Annotated in this window: 21 protein-coding genes and 1 tRNA gene; 11 read left to right on the top strand and 11 right to left on the bottom strand. The window is 58.6% G+C overall.

Annotated elements, in window-relative coordinates:
- The 3 genes from ABYM29_RS08920 to ABYM29_RS08910 form a co-directional block, all read left to right on the top strand.
- Nucleotides 1–816 (top strand): VWA domain-containing protein (locus tag ABYM29_RS08920; RefSeq protein ID WP_372864378.1); only part of this gene is annotated, 816 nt, incomplete at its 5' end.
- On the top strand, nt 813–2654 hold the full coding sequence (locus ABYM29_RS08915) for a VWA domain-containing protein (RefSeq protein WP_372864377.1): 1842 nt from the start codon (nt 813–815) through the stop codon (nt 2652–2654). The genes ABYM29_RS08920 and ABYM29_RS08915, both read left to right, overlap by 4 nt.
- Nucleotides 2641–4344 (top strand): BatD family protein, encoded by a 1704-nt coding sequence (locus ABYM29_RS08910; RefSeq protein WP_372864376.1) that lies wholly within the window; start codon nt 2641–2643, stop codon nt 4342–4344. The genes ABYM29_RS08915 and ABYM29_RS08910 overlap by 14 nt, the downstream gene beginning before the upstream one ends.
- Here ABYM29_RS08910 and ABYM29_RS08905 read toward each other — a convergent pair.
- Together ABYM29_RS08905 and ABYM29_RS08900 are read right to left on the bottom strand one after the other, a co-directional pair.
- Nucleotides 4334–5224 (bottom strand): DMT family transporter, encoded by an 891-nt coding sequence (locus ABYM29_RS08905; protein WP_372864375.1) that lies wholly within the window; start codon nt 5222–5224, stop codon nt 4334–4336. The genes ABYM29_RS08910 and ABYM29_RS08905 overlap by 11 nt on opposite strands.
- A 113-nt stretch (nt 5225–5337) precedes the next feature.
- Nucleotides 5338–5706, bottom strand: a complete 369-nt coding sequence (locus ABYM29_RS08900; protein ID WP_372864374.1) for a hypothetical protein — start codon at nt 5704–5706, stop codon at nt 5338–5340.
- A gap of 239 nt (nt 5707–5945) precedes the next feature.
- Here ABYM29_RS08900 and ABYM29_RS08895 point away from each other — a divergent pair, with 239 nt between their 5' ends.
- The 3 genes from ABYM29_RS08895 (at nt 5946) to ABYM29_RS08885 (ending at nt 7521) form a co-directional block, all read left to right on the top strand.
- Nucleotides 5946–6563 (top strand): DoxX family protein, encoded by a 618-nt coding sequence (locus ABYM29_RS08895; protein WP_372864373.1) that lies wholly within the window; start codon nt 5946–5948, stop codon nt 6561–6563.
- A gap of 95 nt (nt 6564–6658) precedes the next feature.
- On the top strand, nt 6659–7273 hold the full coding sequence (locus tag ABYM29_RS08890) for a sigma-70 family RNA polymerase sigma factor (protein WP_372864372.1): 615 nt from the start codon (nt 6659–6661) through the stop codon (nt 7271–7273).
- Nucleotides 7267–7521: a zf-HC2 domain-containing protein gene (locus ABYM29_RS08885; protein ID WP_372864371.1), complete on the top strand. Its 255-nt coding sequence runs from the start codon at nt 7267–7269 to the stop codon at nt 7519–7521. The genes ABYM29_RS08890 and ABYM29_RS08885 overlap by 7 nt, the downstream gene beginning before the upstream one ends.
- An 18-nt stretch (nt 7522–7539) precedes the next feature.
- Here the strand turns inward: ABYM29_RS08885 and ABYM29_RS08880 are convergent, their stop codons facing one another.
- Nucleotides 7540–8166, bottom strand: a complete 627-nt coding sequence (locus tag ABYM29_RS08880; RefSeq protein WP_372864370.1) for a lysophospholipid acyltransferase family protein — start codon at nt 8164–8166, stop codon at nt 7540–7542.
- Between the two features lie 182 nt (nt 8167–8348).
- Here ABYM29_RS08880 and traF point away from each other — a divergent pair, with 182 nt between their 5' ends.
- Nucleotides 8349–9467, top strand: coding sequence for a conjugal transfer protein TraF (traF, locus tag ABYM29_RS08875; RefSeq protein WP_372864369.1), 1119 nt, complete (start codon nt 8349–8351; stop codon nt 9465–9467).
- A 20-nt stretch (nt 9468–9487) separates the two neighbouring features.
- On the opposite strand, the gene ABYM29_RS08870 is transcribed toward traF, so the two are convergent.
- Nucleotides 9488–11119 (bottom strand): GMC oxidoreductase, encoded by a 1632-nt coding sequence (locus tag ABYM29_RS08870; protein WP_372864368.1) that lies wholly within the window; start codon nt 11117–11119, stop codon nt 9488–9490.
- A gap of 127 nt (nt 11120–11246) precedes the next feature.
- Here ABYM29_RS08870 and ABYM29_RS08865 point away from each other — a divergent pair, with 127 nt between their 5' ends.
- On the top strand, nt 11247–11888 hold the full coding sequence (locus ABYM29_RS08865) for a TetR/AcrR family transcriptional regulator (RefSeq protein ID WP_372864367.1): 642 nt from the start codon (nt 11247–11249) through the stop codon (nt 11886–11888).
- On the opposite strand, the gene ABYM29_RS08860 is transcribed toward ABYM29_RS08865, so the two are convergent.
- The 3 genes from ABYM29_RS08860 to ABYM29_RS08850 are packed head-to-tail and all read right to left on the bottom strand — an operon-like array spanning nt 11870 to nt 17239.
- Nucleotides 11870–12601 carry a M48 family metallopeptidase gene (locus tag ABYM29_RS08860; protein WP_372864366.1) on the bottom strand — a complete coding sequence of 244 codons (732 nt, stop codon included), beginning with the start codon at nt 12599–12601 and terminating at the stop codon, nt 11870–11872. The genes ABYM29_RS08865 and ABYM29_RS08860 overlap by 19 nt on opposite strands.
- 5 nt (nt 12602–12606) lie before the next feature.
- The gene (locus tag ABYM29_RS08855; RefSeq protein ID WP_372864365.1) at nt 12607–14154 is read right to left on the bottom strand and encodes a response regulator; all 1548 of its coding nucleotides are present in this window, start codon (nt 14152–14154) and stop codon (nt 12607–12609) included.
- Nucleotides 14144–17239, bottom strand: coding sequence for a cache domain-containing protein (locus ABYM29_RS08850; protein ID WP_372864364.1), 3096 nt, complete (start codon nt 17237–17239; stop codon nt 14144–14146). Before ABYM29_RS08850 ends, ABYM29_RS08855 begins: the two co-directional genes overlap by 11 nt.
- Nucleotides 17240–17410: 171 nt before the next feature.
- On the opposite strand from ABYM29_RS08850, the gene fixJ reads away from it, so the two are divergent.
- Nucleotides 17411–18037, top strand: coding sequence for a response regulator FixJ (gene fixJ, locus ABYM29_RS08845; protein ID WP_372864363.1), 627 nt, complete (start codon nt 17411–17413; stop codon nt 18035–18037).
- On the opposite strand, the gene ABYM29_RS08840 is transcribed toward fixJ, so the two are convergent.
- From ABYM29_RS08840 to ABYM29_RS08830, 3 genes are read right to left on the bottom strand one after another with little or no spacing between them, the layout of a single operon-like run.
- Nucleotides 18034–18363, bottom strand: a complete 330-nt coding sequence (locus ABYM29_RS08840; RefSeq protein WP_372864362.1) for a YqcC family protein — start codon at nt 18361–18363, stop codon at nt 18034–18036. The two genes, fixJ and ABYM29_RS08840, sit on opposite strands and share 4 nt — an antisense overlap.
- A 3-nt stretch (nt 18364–18366) precedes the next feature.
- Complete coding sequence (dinG, locus tag ABYM29_RS08835) at nt 18367–20490, bottom strand: ATP-dependent DNA helicase DinG (RefSeq protein WP_372864361.1); 2124 nt, start codon at nt 20488–20490, stop codon at nt 18367–18369.
- A gap of 33 nt (nt 20491–20523) precedes the next feature.
- A complete protein-coding gene (locus tag ABYM29_RS08830; RefSeq protein ID WP_372864360.1) occupies nt 20524–21684 on the bottom strand; it encodes a 1-acyl-sn-glycerol-3-phosphate acyltransferase in 1161 nt (386 codons plus the stop codon).
- Nucleotides 21685–21913: 229 nt separating this feature from the next.
- Between ABYM29_RS08830 and ABYM29_RS08825 the strand changes: the two genes are divergently transcribed.
- Both ABYM29_RS08825 and ABYM29_RS08820 read left to right on the top strand, forming a co-directional pair.
- On the top strand, nt 21914–22681 hold the full coding sequence (locus tag ABYM29_RS08825) for an SDR family NAD(P)-dependent oxidoreductase (protein ID WP_372864359.1): 768 nt from the start codon (nt 21914–21916) through the stop codon (nt 22679–22681).
- A 105-nt stretch (nt 22682–22786) separates the two neighbouring features.
- Nucleotides 22787–22863: transfer RNA gene (locus ABYM29_RS08820), tRNA-Met, on the top strand.
- Between the two features lie 297 nt (nt 22864–23160).
- On the opposite strand, the gene ABYM29_RS08815 is transcribed toward ABYM29_RS08820, so the two are convergent.
- Nucleotides 23161–23485: potassium channel family protein (locus ABYM29_RS08815; RefSeq protein ID WP_372864358.1), on the bottom strand; the 325-nt coding region annotated here is incomplete at its 5' end.

Genomic DNA, 23485 nt, shown 5'->3' with positions numbered 1-23485 from the left:
ATGAGTTTGCTGTGGCTGAGCCTGCTGGTTGCCGCCAGTGGTCCGCAGTGGGTCGGCGCCCCGCAAGCGCTGCCCGCCAGCGGTCGCGACCTGATGCTGGCGGTCGATATCTCCGGCTCTATGGCCCAGCAAGATATGAAAATTCAAGGTAACGCGCTGCCGCGTATTACCGTGGTCAAGGCCGTGGTCAATGAATTCGTCAGACAGCGTCAGGGCGACAAACTGGGGCTGATCCTGTTCGGCTCCCAGGCCTATATTCAATCGCCACTGTCCTTCGACTTGCACACCCTGGGCATACTCATGGACGAAGCGCAGGTCGGCTTTGCCGGTAAACAAACCGCCATCGGCGATGCCATCGGCTTTGCCATCAAGCGCCTGCGCAAACGGCCCGAAAATAGCCGGGTGATTGTCTTGCTCACCGACGGCGCCGACACCGCCAGCACCCTGCCGCCGCTAGAGGCCGCCGCCGTTGCCCAGCGCGAACACATCCGCATCTACACCATTGGCGTCGGCGCCACCGAAATGGAGCTGCCCGGGCTATTTGGCAGTCGCCTGGGCGCACGCAAGATCAACCCCTCTGCCGATCTCGATGAAAAAACCCTGCGCGAAATCGCCCACCGCACCGGCGGAGAATACTTCCGGGCCAGAGACACCGCCGAGCTGCAAAGCGCCTACGCCGCCATCGCGGCACTCGAGCCCGTCGAGCAGGAGCAGCAACATATCCGGCCGCGGCGTTCGCTGCTGCACTGGCCACTGCTGATCGCCATCGGCTGCGCGCTCGCCCTGCTATTGGACACGCGGAGGAACAGCCGATGATAGAACTGCACTGGCTGCGCCTCGACTGGGCCTGGACCGCGCTGCCGCTATTGGCCGCCCTACTCCTGTCGCTGCGCCAATCGCGCGGCGATCGCCGCTGGCAACACTATATTGACGCCGAGCTACTGCCCCACCTGCTCGACACCCCCGCCGCCGGCAAACGCCGCCGCTGGCCGCTGGCACTGGCCGCCCTGCTTTGCTGGCTGGCGATCCTGGGGCCGAGCTGGCAGCGCCTGCCCAGCCCGGTGCTGGAAGATCGCGCCGGTCTGGTGATTGTCCTCGACCTGTCGCCATCGATGCTCGCGGAGGACCTGCAACCCTCGCGATTGCAGCGCGCCAAATACGCCATTCGCGACCTGCTGAAACTGCGCGCCGACGGCCAGACAGGCTTAGTCGCCAGCGCCGGTGATGCCTTTGTCGTCGCCCCCCTCACCGACGACGGCAACACCCTCAACACCCTGCTGCCAGCCCTGCATCCGGCAATGATGCCCATTCAGGGCAGCAATCCACTGGCCGGCCTGCAGCGCGCCGCCGAGCTGCTGCAGCGCGCCGCCAGCCCCAACGGCCATATCCTGCTGATCAGTGATGGCTTTTCCGCGACCCAGCTGAAGGGGCTGGAGCAGTTTGTCAGCAACACTGATATCCCGGTATCCATCCTCGGTGTCGGCAGTGAACAGGGCGCGCCAATTCCACTGCCCGAGGGCGGCTTTGTCAAAGATGAGCAAGGCCAAATGGTGCTGGCGCGTATGCCCGAGGCTCTTATGCAGTCTCTGGCACGGCGCAGCGGCGGTAACTACCTGAGTTTGCAAAACAGCCTTAGCGAAGCCCAGCTGACCGCCCTCGCCAAAGGCAGCCAATCGCTGGCTGAAAGTGAGCGCCACCAGCAATTCGAACAGTGGCGCGACGGCGGCGTGTGGCTGTGCCTGCTGTTACTGCCCATCGCACTGCTGGGCTTTCGCCGCAGCGTCCTGCCGGTGGCACTGCTGGCCGCAATCACCCTTCCCGAACAGGGCTATGCCCTTGACTGGCAGCACCCTTGGCAAACCGCAGACCAGCGCGGGGCCGAGCTGTTTGAGCGCGACCCGGCAGCGGCCGCCCAACACTTTCGCGACCCACTGTGGCGCGGCAGCGCCCACTACCGCGCCGGTGACTATCAGGCCGCCGCGCAGGCCTTTGCCCAAGCAGATACTGCCGACGCCCACTACAATCGCGGCAATGCACTGGCCCGCAGCGGCGATTTAGACGCGGCCATCGCCGCCTATGAGCAGGCGCTTAAGAGCAACCCCGAGATGTCTGATGCGCGCGCCAATAAGGCGCTACTTGAGTCACTGAAGCAACAACAGCAACAGTCCTCAGAGAGTGAAAATAACGACGGCGGAGAGCCGCAGTCATCCGACAGCAATTCATCGCCGGGCGCACGCTCGCAAGATGGCGATTCCCAGAGCGAAACGGCCCAGCCGGAGCAGGCAAGCGACGACCAGTCTGCGCCCGACGCCGAGGACAGGGCCACTAACGCCGACGACCCAGCGGCCAGCCCGGAACAACAGGAACAGGCCGCGCAGCGCCAGGCCGCCGAACAGCACGCCACAAACCAGGATTCCGCCCAAAGCCAGAGTCCAGCCCAACCCAGCCCCGAGTCACCACAGGGCGACGACGCGGAGCAGCAACTGGCGGTGAGTGAGGGCACGCTCTCAGAGGAAGAACAGGCTCAGGAGCAGTGGCTGCGCAATATTCCCGACAGCGCCGACCAACTGCTGCGCAACAAATTCCAGTACCAATTCCAACAGCGCCGCCGCCGCGGTGAGCTGCCGGAGGCCGACCACTATGCCCCGTACTAACGACCACCCTGCAACAACACTAATGCGCTGGCTATGCCTGTGCATACTGCTTGTCAGCGGCCCATTACAGGCCGACACCAATGTTCGCGCCAGTGTCGACCGCAGTCGCCTGGCACTGGAAGAAACGCTGATTCTGACCCTCAGCGCCGACAGCATATTATTCAGCGGCGAACCCGATGTCAGCAGTCTGGAAGACGACTTCCACATCCTCAACCGCCAGCAAAGCAGCCGCACCAATATCATCAACGGTGATATCAGCAGCAGCCGCCAGTGGGACTACACGCTGGCGCCCAAGCGCGAGGGGGATATCACCATCCCCGCCATTGCCATGGGCGACAAGTTCACCAAGGCCATTACCATTACTGTTGAACCGGCGACCAGCAGCCGTCAACAGCGTGCCGACAACCGGCAAGTGTGGCTGGAGGCCGATATCAACCCGCGCCGCGGTTATGTACAGCAAATGCTGGAGTACAGTGTCAAACTGTTCAGCTCGGTCAACTTTCTCGATGCCTCGCTGGACGCCTTGGAGGTCGACAATGCACTGGTCGAGTCACTGGGAGAAAGCCGCTACCGGCAGCGCATCGACGGCCGTACCTATCAGGTCATTGAACGCCGCTATGCGATCTTCCCGCAGCGCAGCGGCCCCCTGGATATCCCCGCGCTGACCCTGCAGGCGCGTGTAGAAAGCTACCGCCCCTCGCTGCTCGATCCCGGTCGCCTGCTGGTGCGCCGCAGCCCGCCGATACAGCTCGACATTCAGGCGCCGCCCGCCGAGTTTGACGGTGCGGTGTGGCTGCCGGCCAGCAAGCTGGAAATCTTCGAGGAGTGGAGCGGTGACCCCGAGCAACTGCAGGTCGGACAATCGATTACCCGGCGCGTCGATATTCGCGCCGAGGGCCTGATGGCGGCGCAACTACCAGCGCTGCCCGCCTACGCGCTGGCCGACGCCAAGGTCTACCCCGACCAGCCGAGTTTGCAAAACAGCAGTGAAGAACAAATTTTGGTCGGCCTGCGCAGCGAGTCCAGCGCCATTATCCCAACGCGCCCCGGTCGCTATGAGTTGCCGGAGATCCGCATTGCCTGGTGGGATACCCGCAACAATCAACCACAGCTGGCGGTGTTGCCCGCGCGGCAAGTCCATGTCGTCGCGGCGCCGGGCAGTACCGACACTGCGGTCCGCCCACCGGTGCCACTTGCCGACACTGCACCCAACAGCGTCAGCGCGCCCACAGCCGAGCCTAGCGGCGCCGCCGACGCGCACAGCCACCTGACCTACTACATCGCGATCGCCGTACTGCTGTTGGGCAATCTGCTGTCGCTGTTTTTGCTGGCGCGACGCACTAAGACTGCCGCGACACCACCAGCCAGTGATGACAACTCGCAGCAAAAAACCGCGCTGGCAGCACTCAGAAAAGCCTGCAAGCAGCGCGATACCCTCGCCACCCGTGCGGCTTTGCAACACTGGGCACAGTGCGGGCAGGCACACTACCAAAGCCTGGAAACGCTAGCCGACAGACACCCCGACCTAGCGCCCTATATCGCCCAGCTCAATGCCGCGCTGTACGCGCCAAATGGCGCCAGCCCCGACTTTGCCGGACTACTCAACACCGTTACCAGCGACCGGCGCAGCGCCGAGCGAAAAGCTAAGTCTGCGGCGCTGCCCGAGCTGTATCCGCCGCTTAAGTCTTAGCCTCGTCGCGGCCGCCGATAACCAGCACCCCGCCGAGCATCACCAGGGCAATGCCGGCCAGCGTTAGCTGGTCGGGCAATACCCCCCACAGCAGCCAATCCAGCAGGCCGCCAAAGACCACGGCAAAATAACTGGTGGGGGCCAAGGCCGAGGCCGACACATAGCGATAGGCCCAGGTGTAAAGCAGGAAACACAGGTATATCACCACCCCCATATACAGCAGCCAGGGATAGGCGGCGGGCGCGATACCGCCGCCCTGCCAGAGAAAAAAGGGCACGCTGACCAGCAATGACACCGCAAAATAGAAAAACAGAATGCGGCTCGCCGGCTCGGTCGCGGCCAACAGGCGGGTAGTAATCATCGATATCGCCAGCCCCAACCCCGACCCCAGCGCCACCAAATGCCAGAGACTCAGCTCGGAGAAGCCGGGGCGCAACACCAACACCACACCGGCAAAGCCAATCAGCAAGGGGGGCAAACTGCGCCGGCTAATCGGCTCGCGCAGGGCCAAAAAAATCAGCAGCGGCACCATCAGCGGCGCGCTGTTGCGCAGCAAGGTGGCTTCTAGCAGGGAAATTTTGCTCAGCGCAAAAAAATAGCAATAGAAGCACGCGACACCACTGAGGCCGCGCAGCAAGTGCATGGCCGGGCGCTCAGTGCGCAGACTGCCCAAACCGCTGCGCGCCAGACCGGGCAGGGTGAACAAAAAGGAAATACTGTATTGGGCGACAATCATCGCCGACACATGCACCTGCATACCGGCGAGGTGTTTACCCACCGCGGCAACGGTCGCAGATAGAAATACCGTAAGCAGTGACAGACTGACGCCAATCCACAAGCGCCGCTTATCATCAGAAAGAGTTGAAAAAATGTGCGCCACAGCACCGCCTAGTTTGAATTTTACAGGGCTGCACCGCGGCGCAGTCGCCACACTATAAATAGCTGTGGCGACCTTTGCCAGACATGGCTGGCGGCATCGACGCCGCCATCAGTTTAGTGGCCGCACTTGCCCTCGCCACACTTGCCTTCGCCCTTGGCCTTGTCTGCGCCACATTTACCCTCGCCGCACTTGCCTTCACCCTTGGCCTTGTCTGCGCCGCACTTACCCTCGCCACATTTGCCTTCGCCCTTGGCCTTGTCTGCGCCGCACTTGCCTTCACCCTTGGCCTTGTCTGCGCCACACTTGCCCTCGCCGCACTTGCCTTCACCGCGAGCTTTGTCGCCACCGCACTTGCCTTCACCACACTTGCCTTCTGCATCTTTACTGAAGTCAACTTGCTGATAGCCACCACTCAAAGACTGAGCGCTAAACGGGTTGCCGGCATCACTAACGGCCGCCGACGTCAAACTGGATGCAAACATAGCTGCTGTTAAAGCGGTCATTGTCATTTTATTCATGGTGTTACCTCTTGATCACTGTGAAAGTATTCATTGAGCGGTTTGTTTACGTTACGCGCTATAGCATAGATGACTTGCGACAAAACTTGTTACACCACCCGCGCGAATATTTCGCGGCAAAACATCACCGCCTGGCGACTGTAACAAGCGCCCACATCCATCGTCACAACTACAAGACCCGCCCAATACGGAGATCGTGCTATATGGCAGTCAAAGACTTACTCAGCCAGTATTACCAACGCCTAGCGCAGCAACTACACACTGGGCTAACGCCCCTGGATGGCCTGCCCTCACTAGCGCTTAGACTCTATTTGGTGCCGATATTTTGGATGGCCGGCAGCAGCAAATATCGTCATTTTGACGATACCGCGGCCTGGTTTGGCAACCCCGAATGGGGGCTAGGTCTACCCATGCCCACACTGATGGCCGGCCTAGCAACCGCGACTGAGCTGGCCGGCGCGGCACTGCTATTGATCGGCCTTGCCACCCGCTGGATTGCCATCCCCCTGGCCATTACCATGATCGTCGCCGCAACCACCGTACACTGGGACTTTGGCTGGCAGGCGATCGCCGACCCCTCAGCGCCCTTTGCCAACGAGCGCGTCGTGGCCTCAGCCGAAAAACTGAGTGCTGCCCGAGAACTCTTGCAACAACACGGCCACTACGACTGGCTGACCAGCAGCGGCAATTTTGTGGTCCTTAACAACGGCATTGAATTTGCTGTCACCTATCTGCTGATGTTGATAGCACTGATCAAACTCGGCGGTGGCCGCTACGTCAGCGTCGACCACTACCTCAGTCGCTACATGCGCCGCCAGTGACCAATATGGGCATTAATACACACCCAGGCATTGCCGCGCGCCCCCGCTATCGTGGACACTATAGGCCCCGTGTGCTCACAGAAAGGCAAGCCAGCGTGTCCCAAGCAGAACAAGACGATGCCCTACTGCAACGCCTGCGCGACGGCGACAACGCCGCCTTTCGCGACTTAATCGCGCGCTACAACCAGCGCCTTCTGATCGTTGCCCGCGCCATTATCGGCGATGTATTTGCCGAAGACGTGGTGCAGGAAGCCTGGACGTCCATCTACCGAGCCATTGGCCGCTTCGAAGGCCGCTCGACACTGTCGACCTGGATGATTCAAATCGTCAGCAATGAAGCAAAATCGCGACTGCGCAAGGAGAAGCGCCATATGAATGTTGCCGACGTTGAACAACTGCCCGCAGCGCTGGCTGAGCAACGCTTTAGCCCCGATGGCCACTGGCAATTGCCGCCTGTCCACTGGGAACTGGGCAGCCCGGAGCGGCTGCTGGAAGAAGATCAGCTGCGCCATTGTATTGAGCATACGCTGACACAACTGCCAGAAAATCAAAAAGCGGTTTTTATGCTGCGTGACCTCGAACAGATGTCGCTCACCGACATCGCCGCGCAACTGCTACTGAGTGACAACAATGTGCGGGTGCTACTGCACCGCGCCCGGATGAAACTGCTGGATATCGTCAACCATTTTCAGGAGACGGGAGAATGCTGAGTTGTAAGGAAGTCAGCCATCGGGCCAGCGACTATCTCGACCAACCCCCGCGGGGCTGGCAAGGCCTGCGCTTGCGTATGCATTTACTGATTTGCGGTCACTGCCGACGTTTCCGCCAGCAATTACTCCTCAGTCGAGACAGCGCCGCCAGACTGGCGCGCAAACTGTGGTCAGAAGACCACGACGCCGCGGAGCGCATTTTTCGAGAAATAGAAGACAAACCCGCCCAGCGCCCGCCCGACCAATAGCCGCGCCGACAGCAAAACTTACGCCTGCTTGTCGGGATGGCTGCTGTCACCCTCTGGGTGGCGCGCCTGAACGCCAGCGTAACACTGCTGAATACGAGGAAGGTCGCTCTGCAAATCGCCACTCGGCATACAGGGCTCGCCAAAACCGGCACGCTTGCGACCGTAGTCCAAATACACCGGCACCACCGCCACCCCAGCCCCCAGGGCGATGTGATAAAAACCACCCTTCCAGCAAGGCACTGCCTTGCGGGTGCCCTCGGGTGCAATAATCAGCACCATGTCGTCGGTGTCGGCAAACTGCGCCACCATCTGTTCAACAAAATTATGTTGGCTACTGCGCTCCACCGCGATGCCACCCAACCAGCGCAGCAAACTGCCCAGTGGCCCGATGAACAAGCTGTGTTTGCCCATAAACCGCACTTGACGGCCGAGGCTGGCCGCCAACACCACCATCACAAAAAAATCCCAGTTGCTGGTGTGGCGCGCCACCACCATTACATACTTGCGTTCAAGCGGCGCCGACTCGGCAAACTGCCAACCCGCCAGCCGAAATATGCCGCCAAACAGCCCGTGAATCAGTCGCAGCACACGCGGATAGCTGCAAACGGTTTTACGCTGAGGAGGAAGGCAAACATCGGCATTCATAATACGATCAACTTCGTTATTTTTTTAAGCACAGCCAGACTAGAAACAACGGCCCTAGTACGCAAGAAAAAACTAGCACGCTTGCCGCACAGAGTGAGCGCAGCTATGCTCGCCAGCAAGCTCTATCATATTGGCGCCACCCACTGCGCGCCATAACTGTCGCAGCAACGCCTGGAGACCCTGTGCGCCAATTTTCAAAACTGCTCACCGCCACTTGCCTGTTGCTGGGCAGCGCCACCTGTATGGCCTCGCCACGCGTCGATCTGGAGCGACTCTACAACAATCCCGCCGACGCCAGCCGCAGTCGCGATAACAGCGAACACCTGCTCTATGCCTACGGCGAAATCTACTTCGACGACCGCGATGACTTGCTGGATAAAGCGCTAGAGGTCAAGGAAGAGGGCGAGGATTTGGAAGCTCGCTCGCGGGGTTTTTTGCTGATTCCCGGTGACGAACGTGAACTCGTCGCCGCCCTGGAGGCCTTGGACGGCACAACGACCAGCCTGCGCAGCCGCGGCGCGCTGATGCTGGCCACCGCCAAGGACAGCCCCTGGCACTACCAAGTGGGCAGCGAACTGCGTGGCACCGCGCGCTTTTACTACGACGAAGACGATGAAAACCGGCTGCGCTTTGCCGGCGTCACCGGAGTGTTTGGCGGCCCGGATCTCGAATCGTATATGAATGTCTCTGCCGTACTGCAGAACCACGTCGGCCTCAACTACCATTTCCGCGTGCCATCGCTACCCAATACTGAGTTTGGTGTCCTTGCCAAAATCCAAGTCATTAGCCTGATGGAGCGCCGCATCGACTACGACGACTACGAACAAAATCAAGTCTTCGACTGGGATACCGACATCAACAGCCACCTGCAACTCAACGCCGACCTCGGCCTGCGACACCAGATTGGCCACGTTGGCCTTCAGCTATTGGCCAAAGACCTGTATACCGAAGACATGAGCGGCAGCAGCGGCAGTGTCTACAAACAGCGCAACCGCTTGTTAGCCGGCTTCGACTACCGTCGCAGCTGGGGCCAACTGGTGGTGATGGCTGATTTGGTACCTCGCGCCAGCTTTGTTGAGGTACCCGATCGCCGCGACGTTACCGTTTCCAGCAGCCTGCGGCTCAGCCGCCGCTTTGAGTTGATACTGGGTTACAACTACGTCGAACATCGCTATGAACGCGACACGGGCAACGCCGGCTTGCGCTACACCCTGGGCCGCTCCCTGCGTGCCGAGCTGAGTATGACCGCTGCCGGCAAGCGCGAACTGGGCGGCCATTTCTCGCTGCAACTGCCCCTGTAAGCCTCGGACGGCACGGCTTTCTAACTGAGCTCGAGCTTGGCCGGGATATGGCTCATCGCGTGTTCTGTCAGCGCCGTGATCGTCAGCGAGGGATTTACCCCCAGGTTTGCGGCCAGCATAGACCCATCGCAGATATACATATTCCGATAGCCGAAAACGCGATTGCGCTCATCAATCACACCCTCCTCGGCATTTTTGCCGATTGCCGCCCCCCCCATACAGTGGGCCGTCGCCGGTATATTAAACAGCACTTCGGTCAACAAGCTGCCGGCCATACCGCCGAGCTTGTCGGCAGCGCGCTGCGCAAAATCACTGGCCTGGGGAATATACGCGGGGATTTTTTCGCCATGGCTGACCATGCTCTTTTTAAACGGCCAGTACCAAGGCCGCTGATAGCGCATGTCAATATGCCCTTCCAAAGTCTGCATACATAAAAAAATAATCGTCTGGGATGCCAAGCCGAAAGGAACAAGCATACGCGCGCCCTGGATAGGCCGGGTAAACAATAGCTTGAGAATGGTTTTCAGCCACACGGCAATACGCGTCGCGCCGGTATTGCCGCGAGTCATTGCCGTCACCAGCAGCCCCATGGCATCGGAGCCGCGCGGATAACGCGTTGCCTCGATATGGGTGTGCTCGTCGAGATACACGCCCGACCCTATCGCGATGCCCTTATCCATCTGCGGATCACCCGGCAGCCGCACGCCAATCAAAGACTCTGCATTGGTGCGCACACGACGGCCCAGCTGCGATGAAATATTCGGCAGTGAACCCCTGTCGCGAAGCTTGAACAACAATTCCTGGGTGCCCAAGGACGAGGCGGCAAAAACCACCGAGCGCACCCGCCAGCGGCGCTTGCGCAGCGGCATTAAACTGGTGCTACTCACCGCCGTCACCTCGTAGCCGTCGCTGCCGTCGGCGGCGCCCAGTGGCCGTACGTCCACTACCTTGGTTTCAGCGATCACCTCGGCGCCCTGTTTCTCGGCAAAATACAGATAATTTTTATCCAGGCTGTTTTTGGCGTTGTGCCGGCAGCCCACCATACAGCCCCCGCAGGCGATACAACTGTTGCGCGCCGGCCCCTCACCACCGAAGTAGGGGTCGGCATACTCCTTTCCTGGCTCTTCGCCCTCATCACCGAAAAACACCCCAACCTGCGTCCGGTAAAAGCTGTCGCCACAGCCCCAGTCTTCCGCCATTTCTTTTAACGCATAGTCAGCGGGCCCGAGAATACGATTTTCGGTGACACCCAGCATTTTTTTAGCCGTGGCGTAATGCGCCGGCATCTCCCCCGCCCAGTCCTTAAGCCCCGCCCAACTGCCCTGCTGCCAAACAATGTTTTTGGGTACCAGCAGGGTATTGGCATAGGTGACCGAGCCGCCGCCCACCGCATTTCCCTGCAAAATCAGCACATGGCGGAACCAGCGGATATTAAAGAAGCCGCGCAAGCCGAGCATGGGCCGCCACAACCAGCGCCAGAACTGCCAATTGCTGCTGGGCAGATTGTCGGCGTGCCAGCGCTTCCCCGATTCCACAACCGCGACCGAATAGCCCTTCTCAGTGAGCCTGTGCGCCGATACCGAGCCACCAAAGCCGGAGCCAACCACCAGATAATCGTAATCGAAATCCTGTTTCGCCTTGTGCTCTGTCATAGCCTTGTACCTTTCCCGGCCACACCGTGGCCGCCAAATAAATAGAGGGGGAAGCAGACCACAACAGCAGTCTGACAACGAGTGTTGTCACTTTACAACTGACAACACTCCATGTCAAAATTTCCCCATGACCGATTCCCCCTCCCCCCCCAGCCGCAACTACCGCGGCCAAAGCCCCGACAGTCGCCGTGCAGAGCGCCGCCAGCTGCTGCTGGAAGCCGCCCTGGAAGTCGTCGCCAAGCAGGGTTACAGCAATACCACCGTGCGCAACTTGTGTAGCACAGCAGGCTTAACAGAGCGGTATTTCTACGAGTCCTTCCGCAATCGCGAAGCCCTACTCGGGGAGCTTTACCTGCAGCAAACTGCGCTGTTGCGCGACGCCATGCTGCAGGCCATAGATCAACCAGGGCTGACGACCGAACAAACCATGCACGCAGGCTTACGCGCCTTCTTTGAGACACTGCAAACACGACCGGCATTGGCGCGGGTGATTTTGTTTGAGATTTTCGGCGTCAGTAAGGCCATGGATGCGCTGTACTATCAGGCAACCGAGGAGTTTGCCGAACTGCTTGGCGAACTTGCCCAGGCTTTAGGCATCTCAGAGCTGTCAACGGCCGCCAACAAATCCATGGTCTATGCCGGCCTGGTCGGCGCCGTAGTACAAATGGCTAGGCGCTGGGCACTTAACGACTACCGAGAGAGTCTTGAATCGCCACTGGAAAGCAGCATGTTGCTGTTCACTGCCGTGGCTCAGTCCGTCAACAGCTGAAAACTCAGCTCATCGAGCCGGCGACTGTGCTGTCGCCAATCAGGCATGGCAGCGTCCATCAAGGCATAGAACGCCGGGCTGTGGTTCATTTGCTGCAGGTGACAAAGCTCGTGGATGATCACCATATCTATGCAGGCCACAGGTGCCTGGATCAACCTGGTGTTCAGACAGATACCCGCTTGCGAACAGCTTCCCCAGCGCGAGCGCATTGCGCGCAGACGCAGCGGCGGTGGCGACTGCGGCCAGGGACGTTCGGCACTGCGCTGTGCCAGCCGCTGCACAAAGTCTTCGGCAGCACGCTGGCGGAGCCAGCTCAGCAAGCGTTCGCGTACCCGCTGAGGCTGCCGGCTACTCACCCCCAGCACGAGTCGTCGCTGCGGCCAATCGAGCTGTGCACCGCGGCCTTCTCGCAAACGCAGCTGGCAGCGCTCGCCAAGGTAGAAAAAGGAGGCACCACAACTATAACGCTGTGACATGTCCGGCTGAGGCTGGCATAGCGCGCGCTCGCGGCGATCAAGCAGCCACTGGCCGTGACGACTCAGCAAGCGGTCAATATCTGCCTGTGAGGCCGCCACCGGCACCCGCACTTCCACCTCGCCACAGGGCGACACCATGAGCGCCAAACGGCGCCTGCGCCGCGGATCACGACGCAAACGATATACCAGCGGCTCGCCGTTCAGCGTCGTCCGGCACTGCTCATCACCAACGGCCACCAGCGCTATACGGACTCGGACGCGGCACTATCGGCGGCATTGGCCGCCGGCGGGAATTCACAACTGAACACCGCCCCGCCACCGGGGTTGGGCTCATAGTGAATATCGCCGCCATGTCCCTGCATAATAGATTGAGACACCGACAAGCCGATACCCATGCCCCCCTCTTTGGAGGTCACGAAGGGGCTAAACAATTGCTCTTCCACCTCCTTAACCAAGCCGAGCCCGAAATCGCGCACGCGAAAACCCACCCGGCCATTAAGGAAAAAGCTGCTCACCTCTACTGGTCGCGGACTCCCCGCAGCAGCCGTCGACTCCATGGCGTTGCGGATCAAATTCAGCGCCACCTGCTGGATCTGCACCTCGTCGCCGTAAATCAGCGGCAGGTCAGTGGCCCCCATCAACACCACGCGGGTACGATTAACCTTGGAATCGACTTCGGCCAACGCCAACACGTCGTCGAGCAAGTCATTCAGCTCGATCATCGACTTGGCCCCCGAGGGCTTTCTCACATAGCTGCGCATACGCTGAATTACCGCCGAGGCACGCTCTGCCTGAACACCAATCTTAGCGAGCACATCACTCAATTTCTCACGCTTTTCCTCGGGTAAATCGGCCAGTAAACGCTGGGCCACCCTGGCGTAATTCGTCACCGCTGTCAGCGGCTGATTGACCTCGTGGGCAATCCCGGCAGCCATCTCGCCACCGGTACTCAGACGCTCGATATGTGCCAGATGCTGACGCTGGTGGTCAACCTCACTGCGCGCCTGCTCAAGCGCTCGCTGGTTGGCCAACCACTCACCGATGTCACGCAACACCAACACCGCGCCCCCCTCTGCCCGCGCACTGCCACTGAGCGCCGCCTGCACTAACTCGCCGTCGCGGCAGGTCAGCTCAACGTGATTTTTGCGCAGACTGACGCCAGCCTCACACAACAAGGCCAGCGATTGATTCAAACCATCGTCACCGGGAAATAAATTCAGCGCCAGCAATGGCTCACCCAAAGCATCGCCCTGCGGCCAACCGGTCAACTCAGCCGCGCGCGCATTCATCGACGACACCCGGCCCTCAGCATCCAAACCAAAAATACCCTCTTCAACCGCATTAAGGATGCGTTGATTCTCGTCTTCCAACTCGCTGTTACGGCGCGCGAGGGCGCGCTCAAGGCGCTGCAACTTGATGTGTGTACGCACCCGCGCCAGCACTTCATCAGCCTGGAAGGGCTTGGCAATGTAGTCGACCCCACCGATAGCCAAGCCGTGAACCTTCGACTGGCTGTCGGTCAACGCCGACAGAAAGATCACCACGATATCCGCGGTTTCCGGATCGGCCTTTAGGCGCTCACACACCTCAAAGCCATCCATGCCCGGCATCATAATATCCAGCAGCACCAAAGAGGGCTTGGCGCGCCGGGCGGTATACAGCGCAGATTCACCGTCGCGAGCAGCCAATAATCGGTAGCCACTGCCCTCTAAGGTTTTAAACAACACTTGTAAGTTCGTGGGATTGTCGTCAACTAACAGTATCTGCTCGCCACCCCGGTCATGCATCATTCAAACTCGCTCCCTCGCTCAGGCGCCGAAACAGCTGCCCCAGGCGCTCAAAATCGAAGTCGCGCAGCAGGCGCTCGGCCTGATCACTGAGTTCTACCCGCTCCGGATGACGCTCACGCAACTGCCCCAGTAACTCCCGCAAACCGGTGACATCACCCAGTTCCACCGCCTCAATAATTTTTCCCAACAATTCCTCCGACAGCGGTTTCAGCCCTAGCGCACCGCCTTGATCCCCCGGTGGTGGCGGAATGTAATCGACCGTTTGAGGCTCCGGCGCCACCCTTTCCGCACGCGGCTCACTGTCACTGTAGCGCGCCATCACCTTATAGAGATCCGCCATGCTAATCGGCTTGGGAAGAAAATCATCACAGCCCACCGACCTCGCCTCTTCAACCATGCCCTCATCGGTGGTCGCGGAAGCCATAATAATCGCGACATCACTATGCATTTCCTGCTTGATTATCCGCGTCGCCTCCATGCCATCCATTTCCGGCATACGCAGATCCATCAAAATAAAATCAGCGCCACGCTCGTTGAGAAGATCGATCACCTCTCGGCCATTAGCCGCCTCGCGCACATCGTCGGTAATATCTTCAAGCATCCCCGCCAACACCTGACGATTAACCGCCACATCGTCGGCGACAATCACCGCGGGATTGCCACGGATTTCAGCAAGCTCGGCATCATCCCTGGCGTCCTCCACTTTCTCAACCACGGCAAGCGGCTGTGACGGAGCGGATTCAAAAACAGGCAGCAAGGGAACATAGAAATAGAAACAACTGCCCACACCCACTTCGCTGCGCAAGTTGAGGCTACCCCCCATCGCCTCCACCAAGCGCCGGCAAATAGCCAACCCCAGCCCTGTGCCTTTACCATCTTGTGGATTGACCTGGCGGAACGGTTCAAAAACATCGCGGCGCTTATTTTCAGGGATACCAATACCCGAATCTCGCACTTCAAACTGCAAGGTATCGGCCGGCTCGCCCACCCGTACCGCCAGACTGACCTTTCCCTCAGTGGTAAACTTCACAGCATTGTCGAGAAGATTAACCAGCACCTGGCGCAACTTGACCGCATCGAACTGCAATTTTCGCGGCACATCTCCGCCAACATCAACAACAAACTCCAAGCCTTTGGACTTGGCTCGGTGGCCGACAATATCACTGACGCTGGACACCACCTCATCAAGGTCGTTGGATTCAAACACAACATTGAGATTGCCACTTTCAATTTTTGCCAGATCCAGCACATCGTTAATCAGGTTGAGCAAATGCTTACCGCAACTTTCAATCGCGTGCAGATACTCCTGACTTTCCTCTGGAAAGCCCTTCTCTTTTTGCAACAACTGGGCATAGCCCAACACGCCATTTAACGGCGTGCGCAACTCGTGACTAACACTGGACAAGAACTGACTTTTTGCATGCAGCGCGTCTTCGGCGGCAATACGGGCATCCACCAAGTCCTGCTCCATGCGCTTGCGCTCGGTAATGTCGGTCATAATACCCATTGCGCGCAACGGCTGATCCCGCTCGTCATTTTCTACAACATCACCGCGGCTATATATCCAGTGGTAGTTGCCGTTGCTGTCACGCACCCGAAACTCAACGCTATTACCAGTAGCCAGCCCCAACCAGCTGTCTACCGCCGAGGCAATGATCTGCATGTCATCTGGGTAGGCAATCTCCTTAAACGCGCCAACAGGATAGGGCTTTTTCGGCGGCGGATAGCCCAATGAGCGAAAGAAACTCGTCCCCACTGTTACCAGGCCGGTACTCAAATCCAGGTCCCACAAATGGTTCTGCGCCGCGTCCAGAGCCAACTGAAAGCGGCGTTCACTGAGCTTTAATGCACGCTCGGTTTGAGTGCGCTTCTCCACCATAAAGTTGGCGTCTTCTGCCAAATGTTGGAACTCGGCAAACGGCAGGCGATCGACATCAATAAAAGTGGAGCGTTTGCTGGCGTCAGCAAAGAACTGCTGAAAAATATTAAAGCCCTGCGCACTGTGGCGGGCCAACCATCGCGCGGCAACCACCGAAAACAACATCAAGCCAAAAGCGATCAGTAAGATGAACAGAATATGTTCTTCGACACGTTTCTGCAGCGCGGTGCGCTCAGCTTGCAACTTAGCATTTAGCTCATCGAGAAATACCGCCGACCCCAATGTCCAGCCCCAGGGCTGGTAACGGCGGATATAGGACACCACGGGCTGGCGACCACCCTCGCGGTTGCGCCAACTCAGTTCCGTAAACAAGCGGTTACCCTGGGCATCAATCCCCTGTGCTGCAGCCAGCACTTCCGGCATTGGCTGCCCCACCGAGTCGGGATCATAGCCGTTTACCAATTGCCGGCCGTCGCCATCAACAACAAAAAGAATAGAGTTTTCAGTATCTACCGGTACCGCAGCAATGCGCTCCACCACTTCCTTCTGCACCCGCGCCACCTCATCACGCAAGTACACACTGGCCCCCATATACAGGCCCAGCGGCTCGTAGTAATACACAAAGCTGAAATTGCGCTCCCCCTCACCAGGGCGTTTGGGATCACTGACGCGGTACTCAACAAAATCGTAGTTTTTCTCTTGGGTCACCGCGCGGATTTGCTCTGCGAATGCCTTTAGCAGCTTGCCATCTTTTAGGCGCCTTTTGCCCGCGGGGTGCATGGGCGGCAGAATCGCCGTACCGGCGTCGTCGAAAAGAAAAAAGAAGCCGCTGTTATCGTGGAAGCTCAGCGAGCTCATGGTGGTGCGCAGACGGTTGCGCTGCTCGGCGCGACTCTCGCCGACAAATTCCTTGCGGGTATTCTCGATCAGCGAAAGACCGATAGCCACCTGATGGCGCAAGTCGTTATACAGCTGACGGTTGAGCTGGGTGTGACGAAATTCCAGATACTCCACCGCCTTATCCACTTCGCGGCGCAGCAGCTCTCGGCGCGCCTCTATATAGTTATCGCGCCAAGCCTCACTTTGCTGGGTGTAACTCTCGTACTCTTTGGCAATCCAAATATACCCGAGCACCGCCAGGGGAATCGCCGATAAGGCAACCAGGCTGAGAAGGTATATTTGCACTAAACTGCGCTTCGATTTCATGCGCACCCTTTATTCTAATATTGGCAGCCCAACGGCTTCTACACCGGAGCTTATCGACTCAGATCACGCTGCGCCAGTGTCCGACCAGCGTTTTTACCCACAAGGCTAGTAAAACCCCCTCTGTTTCAGCTAATCTGAGCGGCATAAACCGAATAATGCAAGGACGGGATAATGACAAAAGAAGCCACAGTCTATTTGGTTGAGGACGACGACGCTGTCCGCGACTCCCTACAAATGGTCTTAGAGTCAGTCGGCTATCACGTTGCCGCGTACTCGCGCGCCGACGCTTTCTTAGAGGACTTTTCCACTAACATGGCGGGCTGCATGGTATTGGATATCCGCATGCCCGGCATGAATGGCATGGAGCTGCAGCGCCAGCTGAATATGCGCAATTCCATATTGCCAATCATCTTTGTCACCGGCCACGGTGATGTGCCCATGGCTGTCGAAGCCATGCAGCGCGGCGCGGTTGATTTTGTGCAGAAGCCCTACCGCGAAGAAGAGCTACTCGGCAAGATCCAACAGGCCATTGCTGCCGATGCGGAGAACCGCGCGGATCTGGAAGAAAAACACAAAATTATTGAACGCCTAAGCGAGCTAACCCCCCGAGAAAAACAGGTAATGGAGCTCATGATTGAAGGCAAGGCCAACAAGGTTATTGCCTACGACCTAGATATCAGCCAACGTACCGTAGAGATTCACCGCGCGCGCGTCATGGAAAAAATGGGCGTGCGATCACTGGCCCATTTGGTCCGCATGGTCATGGCCGCCGAAGACGGCGGCAGCAGCGCCAACTAAGTATCACGCCCATCAAGCAGAGCATCGATGCGCCGCAGCGCATCGAGCAACTCGGCAACCGGCAAGTTCTGCCCGCGATAAAATTCCTCAGCCATCGGCGCGATACTGCAGGCGCCAGGCAGCGCCTGTTGCTGCTCTAGCAAAAAGCGCATGCGCGGAATAAAAATAAACTGCAGCCACTGATTAAAGGCCAGGGTATCCACCGCAAACGGCTGCTCACTGCGCAGCGCCTCTGGCGGCGGCGACTGGCGATCCCAGTGGCCGATACCGCGCAGCTCAGCTTCGATATCGATCAATGTGGCGGCAATATCGTGATCGCGACTCATAAGCTACTCAATGATCTGCTGATAGGGCGGCATCGAGGCCAGCATTTGACGGCCGTACTGACGGGTGACAATGCGCCGGTCCAGGATACTGATGCGACCGCGATCACTTTCGCTGCGCAGCAATCGGCCGCTGGCCTGAATCAATCTCACCGCTGCGTCCGGCACGGTAATCTCCATAAAGGGATTGCCATTATTGCGGCTAATCCACTCGGCCAAGGCCTCCTCGACCGGATCTTCTGGCACTGCGAAGGGAATTTTGGCAATCACCACATGGGAGCAGTACTTACCCGGCAAGTCGACGCCCTCGGCAAAACTGGCCAAGCCGAAGATCACACTACCCTTGCCGTCATCGAGGCGCCCGCGATGCTGACTCAATATCTCGTGTTTGGGCAGCTCGCCCTGCGCCAGCACCAACTTGCGCAGCGACAGGGGAATTCCCTCGTATACCGCATTGAGCTGGCGGCGCGAGGCAAATAGCACCAAGCTGCCGGCGCTTTTATCCAGCATCTCCGGCAGCATTTCAATGAGCGCGGCGGTGTGCGCCTCGGCATCACCGGCGTCGCAGCCCATCGCCGGAATATGCAACTCGCCCGCCTCGGCGTGCTGAAACGGGCTGGGCACCACCTCAAAACTGGCGTCCTCATAGAGCCCGGCGCGCATACTAAAGCGCTTAAAACTACCCAGCGCGGTCAGTGTCGCCGAAGTGAGTACTGCGCCGTAGCAGCGCGACCACAGTGACGACTGCAGGGTTTTGGCCGCCAGTATCGGACTGCTGTTCAGCTCGATATCCCGCAAGCCCTGACCGGCATCCACCTGCGCCAGCCAACGCGCAATGGGCGGTTTCTCTTGAGTGCTATCGCTGGCGTAGGACTGCCACAAAGCCAGTATGTTTTGGCAGCGAAAACGCATGGCCGCCACATCCCCCAGCCACTGCTCCAGCTCCTCGCGACGCTGTTCCAGCGTCCCCTTGTCGAGCCCCTCTTGCAAGGTGGATACCAGCGCTTCGCAGTGCTGGACTACCGCACCAAAGCCGGCGCGCAATTCCCGCGCCTGCGCCGCCAACTCGGCCGGCACGCAGCCGTCCTCAAAGCGCAGCTGCCGGTTGCCCTGGCGCTCGCTGGCGGTCATCAGCAGTTCACTTAACATCGGCCGCAGTGGCACCATGGCCTCGCGCGCGGCAATCAACAAATTGAGCAGCGAATCAAACTGGCCGCGCAGTGATTTCTGCATCGCCGGCAAGGCCAGTATCGGCGCCAAACTGCGTTCGGCCTGTTCCATCCAGCGCTCACTGGCACCGAGACGAAAACTGGCGCTGAAATGATTAATCACCTTGTCTGGCAGGTGGTGGGCTTCATCGAAGATATAGATACAGTCTTCCGGCGGCGGCAATATGGCACCGCCGCCCAGGGCTAAATCGGCCAGCACCAAGTCGTGGTTGGCCACGACCACTTCGGCCTGGGCCATCGACTCACGCGCCTTAAAAAAGCTGCACTGTTTCACATGGCTGCAGCGCCGACCGCTGCACTGTGCATGATCGGTGGTCACCCGCTGCCACTGCTCTTCCGGCAGCACCGCCTGCCAATTATCGCGATCACCATCCCAGCTACCGCTCGCCAGCTGATCGGCAAATTTCGTATACAGCGCCAGCGCACCGCTGTCTGGCACCGCGCTGCGCTCGTCGGGATACAGCGGCATCGCTTTGGCTTCGCCGCCACTGAGTATCTGGTCGAGTTTGGACAGACAGAGATAGCGACGACGGCCCTTAGACAAGCTGAGGCTAAAGGACAGCCCGCTGTGCTGAAGAATGTCGGGCAAATCGCGTTGTAAGATCTGCTCCTGCAGCGCCACCGTGGCGGTGGCGATCACCAGCGTTTTATCGCATGCACGAGCAATAGGAATCGCCGCCAGCGCGTAGGCCAGGGTCTTGCCGGTGCCGGTGCCCGCCTCCACCACACAGAGGTGATCACCGCCGCTGCGCTGATGGTCCTGATTGCGCTTGACCCCGCCCAACACCCGGGCAATATGGGCGATCATCAGCCGCTGCCCCAAGCGCGGACGCAGCGACTTGCTATTCAAAAACTGGCGATAGGCGCCCTGAATCTGCTCCTTTAATTCAGCGTTAAGCACCGACAACACCCATCCGAATGGGCAGCCCCACCATCACGCCTGAACCTCATCGCACAAACGCAACTGATTGCAGAGCGGCCGCGCATAGATCTCTAAGGCTTTGCGGCGATAATCGGGCGGCATATTGGCAAAATGCTGATCAAACTCCTGCTGCTGTGACTCGCTGATTTGCGGCAGCCCCAATTCCCGCCAACGCTCGTCGTCGAACAACTGCATATAAGCGAGGACATTACTGCTGTGCAGTTGGTAATTGCCAATAATCTGCCGATCCAGGGCCGCCGCCAGCTCACCGGCATCGGCGTAATCACCGCGCAGCGGCTCACCAAAGTGCACATGTACCCGCCCCTTGTTGCCAACAATACCTGCAGCGATGCTTTTCAGGTCTTCGTGTTCGGCCTTCTGGTAGCTCCCATCGCGCTCAATCTGCGCCAATTCGCGGGCCTTGGCGGCATCCAGCGGGTCCCACTCATAGGAAATACTCACCGGCACAATATTGAGGGCGGCCGCAAATTCAGCAAAACTCTCCTCCCCCTTGCTTTGTGACATGCCGATCATTTTCACCAATGCGACCTCCGTCGCATCGTTGCCGTCCTTGGCTCGCCCCTCGCGCTGGGCAATCCAAATAGACGACTGCTCGTTCTGCAGCGAATGGCGAATATAGTTAGACAGCTTGCGAAAGGCCGCCAACATCTGCCGCGGCCCCTTGGCGCTGCGCTGCACGATAAAGCTCTTGTTCACGCGCATCAGATCTGCTGCAAAGGGCTTGGACAGCAAATTATCACCAATGGCAATGCGCACAGTATCCAGACCATTGCTGTGCAAGGCGTAATTGACAAAGGCCGGATCCAGAGCGATGTCGCGGTGGTTACTGATAAACAAGTACGCTCTATTCGCCTGCAAATGCTCCAGCCCAGATACACCGAGACCGCTGGTACTGCTAGCGATCATCTGTGCCATATAGTCCTTCACCACCACCTGAAACTCAGCCACCGACGATACATTCCGGAACTGGCGGCGCAAAATCGCGCTCACCAGCGGGCGCAGTAACTTGGGAAACCAGCGGTTGGCGCGCGGCATCCGCAGATTAGCAACAGCATTGAGCAGCTCGCGGTCGACCAACAGCCGATCCAACACCTCACGGACCTCGCTGTCGTAATAGGGCCGAATATCGGCAAATTCATCTATTTTTGTCATTTTCAATACTCAAAGCCGCGCCACCACCCGCATCGAAGGCGGCAAGGGCAAAATCAAAGGGGGGAATTCTACCGCAATTGCCGGCCGGATGCGTGTCGCTAATGTCGCCAACCGCCAGAGATTGCCGGCACGCGCCCACAGCCGCAACCGGACACGCAAAGTCCTTTCGCTAGCCCGACAAACTCGCTTTAATCGTGCAACACCACTCCAAAGCACAACGAGGAATCTTATGAGCCTGGAAAAATTCTCCCTCGCCGGCCGCCGCGCCCTAGTCACCGGCGCCTCATCCGGCCTAGGACACGGCATCGCCAAAGGCCTGGCCGCAGCCGGCGCAGAAATCATCGCCTGCGCCCGCAGAGTCGACAAACTCGAGGTGCTGGTGGAAGACATACGGGCGGCCGGCGGCATCGCTCACGCCGTAGCCATGGACGTGGCCGACCGCAGCAGCGTCAATGCCGGCTTTGACCGCGCCGAACAGCTGGCCGGCACGTCTGACATTATCATCAACAACGCCGGCGTCGCCGACCCGAAAAACTTCCTAAAAATCGACGACAGCTCTCGCGACTTCGTCATGGGCACCAATTTCAACGGCGTGTGGAACGTCGCTCAAGAGGGCGCCAAACGCATGGCGGCAGCGGCCATTCCCGGCAGCATCATCAATATTGCCTCGGTACTGGCAATCATGGCGCAGAGCGGCCAAACCACCTACTGCGCCTCCAAAGCGGCAGTGGCCCACCTCACCCAAGCCATGTCTCTGGACTTAATGCGCCACAACATCCGCGTTAACGCCATTGCCCCCGGCTGGTTCCTCACCGAAATGAACCAGGACTTCTTCGCCACAGATGCAGGAAAAGCTTATATAAATGCCATGCCCGCCAAGCGCCTGGGGAACATTGACGAACTCATCGGCCCCGTTATTCTACTGGCCAGTGACGCAGGCTCCTTCATCAACGGTACGGTATTGCCAGTCGACGGCGCCATTCGCCACAGCGGCTAAGGCCTCTGCCAACTTTTTAAGATAAAACACAATGAGGGCTTGCCAGACCCAAAACGCATCCCTATAATGCGCGTCCTGTCTTCGAGAACAAGACAACCAGTCAATTGCGGGGTGGAGCAGTCTGGTAGCTCGTCGGGCTCATAACCCGAAGGTCGTAGGTTCGAATCCTGCCCCCGCTACCAAAAAAGAAAAGGCGAATCAGTAACTTACTGGTTCGCCTTTTTTATTGCCTAAGCAAAAGTCTCTCTGTGCCCATCCTGTGCCCACGGTGTGCCCAAACCCTCATCCCAACCGAAATAAATTCCTAGCATCATGACCTTCAGTCACCAGCAAGAATTCAAATACGAACGCCCAAAGTTACTCATCAATACGAAGCGACTCAAACGACATACAGGCGCTCAAGACTAATCTCGGCAGCATGAATAAAGCATACGCCTCGAATTGCTTTTTCCGCCAATGTAAATATCAACCAATCGCGGTCATTCTTGAGTTCGTGTGCGAGAAAGCGCAGAAGCCAGCAAGGCGGATGGGACCGCCACGACACCCAGCCCAACTGCAAGAACAAGGAAAGTAAACACCTTACCTCCCATAGTGATCGGATATACATCGCCATAGCCTACGGTGGTTAGCGTTGCCACAGCCCACCAGATGCCATCAAACACCGATCGAAATATTTGAGGCTGAGCAGGATTTTCAAAGATATAGATTCCAACGGCTGCGAGGTAAATAACCAGCAATGACGCTATTGCAAAAACGGCTAATTCGGCTCGTATTTCTATAAACGCTAGGCGAAATCGATTCATT

The organism is Spongiibacter sp., assembly GCF_041602295.1.
Classification (GTDB): domain Bacteria; phylum Pseudomonadota; class Gammaproteobacteria; order Pseudomonadales; family Spongiibacteraceae; genus Spongiibacter.
The sequence above is the reverse complement of the archived record's forward strand: the minus strand, read 5'-3'. Positions and strand labels throughout refer to the sequence as shown.